The organism is Micromonospora humidisoli, assembly GCF_016900955.1.
GTDB lineage: Bacteria > Actinomycetota > Actinomycetes > Mycobacteriales > Micromonosporaceae > Micromonospora > Micromonospora wenchangensis.
In genome coordinates, this window is sequence record NZ_JAFEUO010000009.1 from 240,617 (window position 1) to 251,303 (window position 10,687).

Below are 10,687 nucleotides of genomic sequence, written 5' to 3' on the forward strand. Positions count from 1 at the left end.
CTCCGGCAACCCGACCCGCCCACCCGAGGGGAGACCGTGGTGAACGAACGTCGGCGACGGGGGCCGCTGCGGCTGCTCGGAGCCCGGCCGGCCCTCCGGGTGCCGACCGCTCCCGAGCCGGGCGGCACCCGGATCCGGGCCACCGGGGTCCGGGTCGAGCGCGCCGGCCGACCGGTCCTCGACCGGGTCGACCTCGCGGTCCGCGCCGGCGAACTGCACGCCCTGGTGGGGCCGAACGGCGCCGGCAAGTCCACCCTGCTGGCCGCCGTCAGCGGTGACCTGCCGCTCGCCGCCGGAACGGTCGAGGTCGACGGCCGGCCGCTGGCCGAGTGGTCGGCGGTGGAGCTGGCGATGCGCCGGGCGGTGCTGACCCAGCACAGTGTCCTGAGCTTCCCGTTCGGGGTGGTCGAGGTGGTCCGGATGGGTCGTTCTCCCTGGGCCGGTCGCCCGGAGGAGGCCCACGACGATGCGGTGGTCGCCGAGACCATGCGACGCTGTGACGTGATCCGGTTCGCCGCCCGTCCCTTCCCGTCGCTCTCCGGCGGCGAGCAGGCCCGGGTGGCGCTGGCCCGGGTGCTGGCCCAGCAGACCGGGGTACTGCTGCTCGACGAACCGACCGCCGCCCTCGACCTGCACCACCAGGAGTTGGTCATGCGTATCGCCCGGGAGCGGGCCGAGGCCGGCGACGCCGTCGTGGTGGTGCTGCACGACCTCGCCCTGGCCGGGGCGTACGCCGACCAGGTCACCCTGCTCGCCGACGGGCGGGTCCGGGCCGCCGGCCCTCCCGACACGGTGCTGACTGCGCCCCTGCTCAGCGAGGTCTACCGGCACGACATCGAGGTCGTGCCGCACCCCGACACCCGCCTGCCGCTGGTCGTGCCCCGCCGTCGGGGCCCGGCCCGCACCACCTGCGTCACGGAGGAATAGATGGACACCCCACCCCTGCCGTTCTCGGCCCGGCTGCGGGCCGCCACCGCGGGCGCGCACGCCGCCGCCGAGGGCCAGCGCTACGTCACCGCGCTGGTCGCCGGTGAGCTGGACCTCGCCGGTTACCTCGACCTGGTGGTCCAGCACCACGCCCTCTACCAGGCGTTGGAGTCGGCCGCCGAGGCGATGCGGGCAGACCCGGTCGCCGGGGATTTCGTCGACGACGCGTTGACCCGGCTGCCCGCCCTGGAGGCGGACCTCACCGAGCTGGCCGGGCCGGACTGGGCGCTGCACACCGCACCGCACCCGGCCACGGTGGCCTACGCCGAGCGCATCCGGGCGGTGGCCGGCACCTCCCCGGTCCACTTCGTCGCCCACCACTACACCCGCTATCTGGGCGACCTCTCCGGTGGCCTGTACATCGGCCGGGCGGTGGCCCGACGCTACGGGCTGACCGGGCAGGCGGGGACGGCCTTCTACACCTTCGCCCGGATCGACCGGCCGAAGGCGTACAAGGAGGCGTACCGGGCGCGGTTGGACGCACTGCGGCTGAGCCCGGCCGACGAGGCGGCGCTGCTCGACGAGGTGCTGCTGGCGTATCGGCACAACACGGCGGTGTTCGCGGCCCTGGCCCGGCACGTGCCGGACGGCCCGGAGATCACGGAGGCGGTGGCGTGACCGGGCAGCCGTTCGACGCCGACACGGTGGCGGCGGTCAGCCGGCACATGAACGACGATCACGCCGCCGACTCGCTGCTGATCTGCCGGACCCTCGGCGGCTGCCCGGACGCCACCCGGGCGCGGGTGACCGGGCTGGACGGCGACGGGATGGACTTCGCCGTCACCCTCGACGACATCGAGGTGCCGGTGCGGCTGCCGTTCGCCCACCGGCTCACCGAGCGGGCCGAGATCCGCCGCGAGGTGGTCCGGATGTACGAGCAGGCGTGCGCCGCGCTCGGCGTGCCACCGCGTCGCGCCGGCTGAACACCCGTCACGAGGGCCGGCCCCCGACGGGTCGGCCCCACGGGCGGGCCGATCCGGTCAGGTCGCGCCCAGGCGGGGCGGCCCCCTCGCGACGGGCGCGCAGGATGGGGATCGGCGCGGGTGCCTGACGGCTCAGGGGCGGGTCAACTGCTCCGGCAGCGGCTTGCGGTGCAGGATCACCAGCTCCCCGACGGCCCGGGTGAGGGCGACGTAGAGCCGGTTCATGCCCCGGGGTTCGGCGGCGACGATGTCGGCGGGTTCGACGAGCACCACCCGGTCGTACTCCAGGCCCTTGACCTGGCTGACCGGGACCGCGTGCAGGGCCTCGGCCAGGTGGTCGGGGGCGATGACGGTCCCGGTCTCCCCGGCCACGGCCCCGGCCAGGTCGTCGACCCGACGGATCTCCAACCTGCCGCCGGGCCGGAACGACCGGGTCGGTGCGATGCCGGGCGGCAGGGCCCGGGCCGCGAAGTCGGCGATGACCTCGGGCACCCGGTAACCGGTGGGCAGGTCCAGCGTCCGGGCGGTCCGCTTGCCGAGCCGCCGCACCAGCTCCGGCCACGAGCCGGCGGCGAGCGGATGGGTCGCCTGGCCGAGGTCGCCCACGATGGTCATCGAGGCGTACTCGGCCCGGCGGGCGATCATCCGGCACTCCATCGGCGACAGGTCCTGTGCCTCGTCGAGGATGACGTGCTGGTAGGCGTCCTCGACGGGCTCCTCGGCCTCGGCCACCGGCAGCGGCTCGGCCAGCACCGGAACGTAGCCCTCCTCGCCGTACGGGTCGACGCCGTCGATCCAGCCGACCACCTGGTGACCCTCGCGGAGGATGATCGCGGCGGCCCAGCGCTGGGCACCCCAGTGGCCGCTGTCCAGCGACTGCCCGGACTGCGCCATGGGGGTGGCCAGGCCGGGAGCGAAGAGCTGCCACCCGTCGGTGAGGCTCGGGCTCAGCACGAAGGTCTCCGCCAGCCGGACGCCGTTGCCCAGTTCCCGGCGCTGCCACCCGGGTCGGACCTCGGCGACCTGTGGCGGCCGGCCCAGGATCGCGGCCAGCTCGTCGAGCAGCGGAACGTCGTCCACCGACCACTCGCCCCGCTGGGCGGGCAGGACGTCCTGCGGGGTCAGCGTCGGCCACCAGGCGGTCAGGAAGGCGTCGGGGACCTCCCGGCCGGGCAGCAGTTCCGCGAGCACCGTCGCGGCCTGCGGCCGGGCGGCGTTGGGGGTGATCCCGGCGGCCTCGCACCGGCGGCGGACCTCGCGGCGGGCCCGCGTCAGGTCGTCGGCGTCGAGACCCCACAGCCGGTCCGGCACGTTCGGCGGGGTGTCCCAGGCCAGGTCGGTCAGCACCCGCACCATCCGCAGGTCACCCTTCCTGCGGGCCACCTCGGCGCGGTCGCGTCGGGTGGCCACGACACCGTCGAACAGTTCACCGATGGCGCGCAGGTGCACGCTGTCCTCGCCGAGGCCGGGCAGCACCCGGCCGATGTACTCGGTGAACACGGCCGACGGGCCGACCACCAGCACCCGGCCGCCGGCGAACCGGCCCCGGTCACGGTAGAGCAGGTAGGCCGCCCGGTGCAGGGCCACCTGCGTCTTGCCGGTCCCCGGCCCACCGGTGATCAGGGTGACCCCGTGGGTCGGCGCGCGGATCGCCTCGTCCTGCTCGCGTTGGATCGTCGAGACGATGTCGCGCATGTGTGCGCCGCGTTCCCGGGTCAGCGACGCGAGCAGGGCGCCCTCGCCGACCACCCCGTCGACGGGCGCGGCCGACAGCACCTCGTCGTCGAGGCCGACCACGGTACGTCCGGCGCAGGTGATGACGCGGCGGCGGGTCACCCCGAGCGGTTCGCCGGGGGTGGCCCGGTAGAACGGTGCTGCGGCGGGGGCCCGCCAGTCCACCACCAGCGGCTCCCGGTCGGCGTCGCGGACCCCCAACCGACCGATGCGGTACGTTTCGTCATCGTAGTCGAGGCGGCCGAAGACGATGCCCTCCTCCTGGCCGTCGAGGTCGGACATCCGGGCGGCGGCGCCCAGCACCATGGCGTCCCGCTCGACCAGCCCGGTGACCGGCCCGCCTCGGGCCCGCAGGCGTCCCTCCTCGCCGAGTTGTTGGGCCTGCGCCCGCATGACCTCCAGCCGGGCGTACACGTGGTCGACCACCTGCTGTTCGATGGCGATCTGCCGGGTCGTCTCGGACACGGGCCCCCCGTTCCTCCCGCCGGGCCCCGCGGCCCGGACCGGTCGAGACTAGGCGCGGTACGGGGTGGCGAAAATCGTCATCCGGGACGATCCGGACGGCTTGCCCGGCCCATATGATGAAGGTGACGCACCCGGGAGGACGACGTCATCCAGTGCCGGTCGGGTCGGCACTCCGGCCGGACGGTCCTCCTCCCGGCCGGATTCCGTCCCCTACGCTCGCTCTCGCGCCGGACCTGGTGGCCGGGGAGCACACCTTGACCCGACGCGGGACGGCGTGCCGCCGCCCACCGTGGTCGCCGGCGGTCACGGGTACCGGGCGGGAGGCTGGGCATGGTGGTCACGGGTGGTCCGCAGGGCGGCGTGGCGGTGCCGGCGGGCACCCGCCGCAGCGGGGTGGCGGCCACCGTCGGCGCGGTGGTGGCGGTGCTGCTCCTGGTCGTGCTCGCCCTGGCGGTGGCGTTGGTCGGGATGTTCCTGCCGATGGCGGCCGACGGCTGCGGCACCGAGGGCACCGAGGGTCTGCTGATCTGCGGGCCCGCCGGTCAACTCGTGGTGCTGGTCGCTCCCACCGGGGGCACCCTGCTCGGGGTGCTGCTCGCCCTGGTCGGTTTCCTGCCGATGCCGTTGCGGCACCGGCGGGCCCTGTTCATCGGCGTCGGCTACCTGGTGGTGCTCGGCGGGCTGGGGGTGGCCTTCCTGGTGGCGTTCAGCGGGTGGTGACGGGTCACCGGGTCTTCTTCGTGGCCCGTTTGCGGGGCGGGGTCAGCAGGTCGGCGATCGCGGCGATGGTGGACGGCACCGTGCGGTAGTACGCCCAGACTCCCCGCTTCTCGCGTTCGATCAGCCCGGCCTCGGTGAGGATCCGCAGGTGGTGGCTCACCGTCGGCTGGGACAGCCCGAGCGGCGCGGTGAGGTCGGTGACGGACGCCTCGCCCTGCGGGGCGGACTGGATGAGACTGAGCAGTCGTAGGCGGGCAGGGTCGGCGAATGCCTTCAGCACTCCCGCGAGCCGTTCCGCATCGGCACGTTTGATCGGCTCACCGGTCAACGGTGAGACGGCAGGTGTATTCGTTTTCGCAGCTCCCACGTCCGCCATCATGGCAGCCGGAGTCAGGTCGGACCGGGGGATCGCCGATCGGCCGTGACGAATTTGGCGGATCGGGTGACAGCGGGCGGCGCGTCGGCCGACCCGCCGTGGCGGTGGGACGGCCGTCGGCGGGGCCGGTGGGCAGGATGCGCTCCCGCCCACCGGCCCCGCCGTTCGCCGTCGGGCCGGTGACCGGTCCGGGTCAGCGGGCGGTGCAGCTGGGGGTGAGCCCGGACCCGCTGCCGTTGCCCTGGAAACCGAACTCGGTGACCTGGCCGGGGGCGAGCTGACCGTTGTAGCTGACGTTGGTGAAGCGGACCGTCCCGGTGCTGCCGCTGGCGGTGGCGTTCCAGGTGTTGGTGACGCTCGCGCCGCCGGCCAGGGTGGTGCTGACCGTCCAGCCGGTGGTCCCGGCTGACCCGGCGGTCACCCGCAGGGAGGCAGTGAAGCCGCCGTTCCACTGGTTGACCGTCACGGTCGCGGTGCAGCCGCCACCGCCGGGCGGCGGCGTGGTCGGGGTCGCCGGGGGCGTGGTGGGCGTCGCGGGCGGGGTGGTGACCGGTGGCGTGGTGGTGGGGGGCGTGGTGCCGTCGAACTGGGTGAAGAAGCTCCACACCACCGGCCGGGTCCAGGACTTCTCGCCGGGCGCGTAGGGGTCGGCGGTGCCGTCCACGGCGTTGGGGGCGTGCCCGCCGTCGAACGGGGCCCAGGCGACCGGGTAGCCCGCCCGGCAGCCGGAGTAGTAGGTGACGGTGTGCGTCAGGCTGCCCTGCGCCGGCTCCGGGGGGTTCTGCGGGGTGCAGCCGTTGTTGCGGACGAACCGGTCGCGCAGCGACCGCCCGGTCGAGATGGGCAGCACGGTGTCCCGCAGGCCGTGGATGCCGATGTAGGCGATCGGCTGGGTGCCGCCGTTGCAGCCGCTGAGCTGGCCGCCGGAGTAGACGGCGACCGCGCGGAAGGCCGAGGCGCGGGCGCAGGCGATGGCGTAGCTCATCCCGCCGCCGTAGCTGAACCCCATGGCGAAGCGCTGGGTGGTCTCGACGCACAGGTCCGACTCGATCTGCCGCATCATGTCGTCGACGAAGGTCAGGTCCCGGTCGCCGGTGTTGGCCCAGCCGTTGCCGATGCCCTGTGGGGCGACGAAGATCGCGCTGTTGTTCGCCAGGGCGCGGATGCCGTAGTAGGACCAGGGATAGCCGCTCGTGCCGCCCGAGTCGACGTCGTTGGCGGTGCCGCCGTTCCAGTGGAACGCGAAGATCAACTTGTAGGGGCGGTTGCGGTCGTAGTTGTCGGGGATCCGCAGGATGAAGGTGCGGTTCTGGCCTCCGCTGGAGATCGTCCGGGTGCCGCTGGTCAGCGTCGGCGTCTTGCCGCACCCGGCGGTCGCCGCGAGCGGTCCGGCGTCCTTCGCCCAGGCGGCCGGCCCGGCCCCGGTGGTGATCGCGGCGCCGCCCAGCGCGAGGGCGAGCGTCGCCGTCGCCGCGACGACGCCGGCCACGAGTCGGTGTCTCGACATCAGGGGAACTCCTTCGACAGCAGCGTGGTGGTGGGGTGTGACCGGACGCCCGATTCCGGCCGCGACCCGGTGATCCCGGCCGTGCCGGCGGTTGCCACCGGCCGGGGCAGTTGATCACATTCATCGATGGTTACGAACGTAATCCGTATGACGTATGATGTCAACACATGGGCGGCCGCCGGTGCGTCCCGGAGGGGGTCCGGGCACGCCGGCCCGACCAGGGGAAACGCCGGGGTGCTCCACCGCAGGGGCCGGCGACGCGGAGCTGTCCGCGTCGCCGGCCCCTGCGCCGTTCGGTCCGCCAGGCGTCAGCCGTTCACCAGGTCAGCGGCAGGGTGTTGACGAACCGGGTGAGCGCGCCGGCGAGGAGCTGGTCGTCGCGGCGGGAGGGGTGCCAGTCGCAGCCGAGCTTGTCGAGCCCCAGCGCGTTGTCGTCGTAGTAGAGCGACCGGATCCGGGTGTCGCCCCGGCTGGCGCGGGTCTGCACGATCTGCTGCACGGAGCTGGCCAGCGCGGTGGTGGGGGACAGGTCGGGGTAGGTCAGCACGATGAACGTGTCGGGGCCGTACCGGCTGCGCAGCTTGTCGAGGAAGGCCAGGTAGGCGCTGCGGAAGTCGGCCGCGAGCTGGTCGACGGTGGCCCAGCGTTCGCCGGGGTTGAGGGCGGTGGAGAAGTCGTTGATGCCCAACCCGACCACCACCAGTTGCGGCTTCCAGGTGGCCGGTTTCTGCCACACCGTGCTGTTCCACAGGGCCTGCAGGTCGGTCTCGTAGTAGGTGCGGAAGTTGTCGGTGCCGCCACCGTTGTAGTTGCGCACCATGCCGAGGCCGGACCAGGCGGTGAGCTGGTAGTCGGCATTCAGACTCTGTGCGGTGAGCGCGCCGAAGGTGACGTCGGCGTTGGAGTTGCGGGTGACCCCACCGTTGCCGGAACAGTCGCGGGTGGTCGACATGTTGCCGTAGCCGGCGGTCCACGAGTCGCCGATGAACTCGATCTGCCGGCTGCGCGGGGCGGGCCGGGTCAGGATCGCCCCGCCGGCGGCGGGGACGAGCCCACCGAACTCGCCGACGGCCCACGGGCTCTCGGTGCGCTTGACCAGTCGTACGGTGTGCTCGCGGTCGGTCAGGTTGCGCACCCAGTAGGTGGTCCGGCCCGGCGTGACCAGGGTGGCGACGGTCGTCCCGTCGACCTGCACGAGGTAGTCGTTCTGGGAGTCGTCGAGGACGATCCCGACCCCGGTGCCCCGGAACCGGCCCTCGAAGTAGATGCCGGGCCAGGTGTACTGCGCGCTGCTGCCGACCGCTCTGACCCGCCCCACCGTCGTCGTCTGGTCCAGCGCCCCGGTCCCCGGCGGCGGCGTGGTCGGGGGTGGGGTGGTGGGCGGTGGGGTGGTGGGCGGTGGCGTGGTCGGGGGTGCGGTGGTCGGCGGCGGCGTGGTGGTCGGTGGTGCGGTGGGCCCGGAGGTACGGCCGGTGCACGGCACCCCGTTGAGGGCGAAGTCGACGGGCGTCGGGTTCGCCACGTTGTTCCAGGACGCGCCGAAGCCGAACTGGGTGCTCGCCCCGGTGCCGAGGTTGCCGTTCCAGTCGACGTTGCCGACGGTGACCCGGCCGGCGGACTGGGTCGCCGTGCCGTTCCACCACTGGCTGATCACCTGCCCGGCGGTGAAGGTCCAGGTGAGCCGCCAGCCGGTGAGCGGGTCGCCGAGGTTGGTGACGTCGACGTTCGCGCCGAATCCGCCAGGCCACTGGCTCGTCACCGTGTAGGTGACCCGGCACCCGGCCGCCGCCTGGGCGGGGACGGTGCCGGCGAGCGCGGCGGTGACGACGACGGTGGTGGCGGCGCACAGTGACACCGCCAGTCTGAACCGGGAACGCGTGGGTCCCATGGATGATCCTCCCGCAGGGGGTGGGGCGGCGACGACTGTCGGCCGCGTCGACGGGGCGGCTCCGCCGGCGGGAGGGATGGTCCCGCTCCGGGCGCTGATGGCCGCGCGGTGCTGAGGTGGGGTGCGGTGGACGGCGACACGCCGTCGGCCGACCCACCCCGGTCGTGTCGTACGGTGTCCCTCGGCCCGCAGCCAGCCCGGCTCCGCTGCGGATTATCCCGTCCGAATTTGACCTTCGTCAATTGGTGGGGTCGGACCCGGGGCGCACGCCGGGGGAATTCAATGACAATGTTCTATATTGACGTCCGGCGTCCAAGGGCGCAGGATCGCGGCACCACCACCGTGATCCGCCCTGGGAGGCGTCATGCCCCGTTCCCGCCGGCCGCTGTTGCGGACCGCCACCCGGATGCTCGCACTCGCCGCCGCCACCGCCGGTGTGCTCGGCGTCGCCGCGCCCGCCAGCGCCGCCGTCCCCACCGGACGCTACGTCGCACTCGGTGACTCGTACACGTCCGGCCCGCTGATCCCCACCCAGGTCGACCTGAACTGCCTGCGCTCCAACCGCAACTACCCGTCCCTGGTCGCCGCGTCCGCCGGCTCGTCCCCGTTGGTCGACGTGAGCTGCTCCGGGGCCACCACCGACGACATCCGCTACGGCGGCAACGGCTCGCTGGGCCGCCCGCTGCCCCCGCAACTCGACGCGGTCACCGCGGACACCGCCCTGGTGACGGTGCAGATCGGCGGCAACGACATCGGCTTCTCCAGCATCATCAGCGACTGCGCGCAGGCGAGCTTCAGCAGCCCGTTCGGCTCGCCGTGCAAGGACCTCTACACCGCCGGCGGCACCGACCAGTTGCAGGCCCGGATCACCGCCACCGCACCGAAGGTCGCCGCCGTGCTCCAGGGGGTCCGCCAGGCCGCGCCCGGCGCGCGGATCGTGGTGCTCGGCTATCCGGCGATCGTGCCGGACAGCGGATACGGCTGCTGGCCGCTGGTCCCGATCGCCTACCAGGACGTGCCCTACCTGCGAGGGGTCGCCAAGTCGCTCAACGCGATGCTGGCCGACGCCGCCGCGACGAACGACGCGGTCTACGCGGACGTCTACACCCCGTCGATCGGGCGGGACACCTGCAAGAGCAGCGGCACCCGGTGGGTGGAGGGCCTGGTGCCGGAGAACGCGGCGGCACCCTTCCACCCCAACGCCCGGGGCGAGCAGGGCATGGCCACCGCCGTGCTGGCCACGCTGGACAACTGACCCGACCTGCCGTGGCGGGGGACCCCCGGTCATGTCGCGTCCCGGTGCCGGGCCGATGTCATGACCGGGGGTCCCGTCGTTTCCGTGGGCCCGCTCAGGCCACCGTGCAGGTCTGGCCGTTGAGGGTGAACGCGGTCGGCTTGGCGTTGCTGCCGGACCAGCTGGAGAGGAACCCGAAGCCCACGCTTGCGCCGGGGCTGAGCAGGCCGTTCCAGCCGGCGCTGCTGGCGGTGACCTGCGCCCCGCTCTGGGTGTAGGTGACGCCCCACGACTGGCTGAGCTGCTGGCCGTTGGCGAACGACCAGCGCAGGCTCCAGCCGTTGACCGCCGTGGTGCCGGTGTTGCGGATCGTCACCTCGGCCTGGAACCCGTCCGGCCACTGGCTGGTGATCGCGTAGCTGACCTGGCAGGAGATGGCCGCCGGCGGCGGGGTGGTCGGGGCCGGGGTGGTCGACGTGGGCGTCGGGGTCGGCGGGGTGGTGGTCGGCGTCGGGGTGGGGGTGCTGGTCGTGCCGCTGACCCGGTAGACCACCGTGCCGTGCGACGGCACGCTGGCCGAGATGGCCCCGGTGGTGGTGCTGGTCGTGTTGGTCCACGCGTCCCGCAGGGTGAACGAGCTGCCCGACAACCCGATGGCGGCGGCGGTGGTGGTGATGGCGGTGGTTGAGGTGCCTTGGTTGAACAGGGCGACGGCGACGTCGCCGTTGGTGAGTCGTTTGGCCAGCACGCGGCGGGTGCCGTCGAAGGAGATTTGGGTGGCTTGGAGGGCGAGGGGGTCTTGGCTGATGGCGATGAGGTTGGTGTTCTTGAGGATCGTCTGGGTCGCCGTGTT

At 73.3% G+C, this 10,687-nt stretch carries 10 protein-coding genes; 5 read left to right on the plus strand and 5 right to left on the minus strand.

Features of this window, described 5'->3' with window-relative positions:
• The first annotated feature begins 39 nt into the window (after window positions 1–39).
• From JQN84_RS31755 to JQN84_RS28360, 3 genes are read left to right on the plus strand one after another with little or no spacing between them, the layout of a single operon-like run.
• Window positions 40–927 carry a heme ABC transporter ATP-binding protein gene (locus JQN84_RS31755; protein ID WP_307821464.1) on the plus strand — a complete coding sequence of 296 codons (888 nt, stop codon included), beginning with the start codon at window positions 40–42 and terminating at the stop codon, window positions 925–927.
• On the plus strand, window positions 928–1,605 hold the full coding sequence (locus tag JQN84_RS31760) for a biliverdin-producing heme oxygenase (RefSeq protein ID WP_239486332.1): 678 nt from the start codon (window positions 928–930) through the stop codon (window positions 1,603–1,605).
• Window positions 1,602–1,910 carry a DUF2470 domain-containing protein gene (locus JQN84_RS28360; protein WP_281896572.1) on the plus strand — a complete coding sequence of 103 codons (309 nt, stop codon included), beginning with the start codon at window positions 1,602–1,604 and terminating at the stop codon, window positions 1,908–1,910. Before JQN84_RS31760 ends, JQN84_RS28360 begins: the two co-directional genes overlap by 4 nt.
• Before the next feature lie 132 nt (window positions 1,911–2,042).
• On the opposite strand, the gene JQN84_RS28365 is transcribed toward JQN84_RS28360, so the two are convergent.
• Complete coding sequence (locus tag JQN84_RS28365) at window positions 2,043–4,109, minus strand: HelD family protein (protein WP_204961622.1); 2,067 nt, start codon at window positions 4,107–4,109, stop codon at window positions 2,043–2,045.
• A 330-nt stretch (window positions 4,110–4,439) separates the two neighbouring features.
• Between JQN84_RS28365 and JQN84_RS28370 the strand changes: the two genes are divergently transcribed.
• Window positions 4,440–4,829, plus strand: a complete 390-nt coding sequence (locus JQN84_RS28370) for a hypothetical protein (protein WP_204961623.1) — start codon at window positions 4,440–4,442, stop codon at window positions 4,827–4,829.
• A 4-nt stretch (window positions 4,830–4,833) separates the two neighbouring features.
• Here the strand turns inward: JQN84_RS28370 and JQN84_RS28375 are convergent, their stop codons facing one another.
• From JQN84_RS28375 to JQN84_RS28385, 3 genes are all read right to left on the minus strand, one after another.
• The gene (locus tag JQN84_RS28375; RefSeq protein ID WP_088647720.1) at window positions 4,834–5,205 is read right to left on the minus strand and encodes an ArsR/SmtB family transcription factor; all 372 of its coding nucleotides are present in this window, start codon (window positions 5,203–5,205) and stop codon (window positions 4,834–4,836) included.
• Window positions 5,206–5,398: 193 nt separating this feature from the next.
• Window positions 5,399–6,712, minus strand: coding sequence for a CE1 family esterase (locus JQN84_RS28380; protein ID WP_204961624.1), 1,314 nt, complete (start codon window positions 6,710–6,712; stop codon window positions 5,399–5,401).
• A gap of 316 nt (window positions 6,713–7,028) precedes the next feature.
• Window positions 7,029–8,600: a cellulose binding domain-containing protein gene (locus tag JQN84_RS28385; protein ID WP_204961625.1), complete on the minus strand. Its 1,572-nt coding sequence runs from the start codon at window positions 8,598–8,600 to the stop codon at window positions 7,029–7,031.
• Between the two features lie 364 nt (window positions 8,601–8,964).
• On the opposite strand from JQN84_RS28385, the gene JQN84_RS28390 reads away from it, so the two are divergent.
• Window positions 8,965–9,855: an SGNH/GDSL hydrolase family protein gene (locus tag JQN84_RS28390; RefSeq protein WP_204961626.1), complete on the plus strand. Its 891-nt coding sequence runs from the start codon at window positions 8,965–8,967 to the stop codon at window positions 9,853–9,855.
• Between the two features lie 94 nt (window positions 9,856–9,949).
• Here JQN84_RS28390 and JQN84_RS28395 read toward each other — a convergent pair.
• Window positions 9,950–10,687 (minus strand): cellulose binding domain-containing protein (locus JQN84_RS28395; protein WP_204961627.1); only part of this gene is annotated, 738 nt, incomplete at its 5' end.

Excerpts from the sequence above, each read along its gene's own strand:
- JQN84_RS31760 (WP_239486332.1), top strand. The coding sequence starts at position 928 with ATGGACACCCCACCCCTGCCGTTCTCGGCCCGGCTGCGGGCCGCCACC.
- JQN84_RS28370 (WP_204961623.1), top strand. The coding sequence starts at position 4,440 with ATGGTGGTCACGGGTGGTCCGCAGGGCGGCGTGGCGGTGCCGGCGGGC.
- JQN84_RS28375 (WP_088647720.1), bottom strand. The coding sequence starts at position 5,205 with ATGGCGGACGTGGGAGCTGCGAAAACGAATACACCTGCCGTCTCACCG.
- JQN84_RS28380 (WP_204961624.1), bottom strand. The coding sequence starts at position 6,712 with ATGTCGAGACACCGACTCGTGGCCGGCGTCGTCGCGGCGACGGCGACG.
- JQN84_RS28385 (WP_204961625.1), bottom strand. The coding sequence starts at position 8,600 with ATGGGACCCACGCGTTCCCGGTTCAGACTGGCGGTGTCACTGTGCGCC.
- JQN84_RS28390 (WP_204961626.1), top strand. The coding sequence starts at position 8,965 with ATGCCCCGTTCCCGCCGGCCGCTGTTGCGGACCGCCACCCGGATGCTC.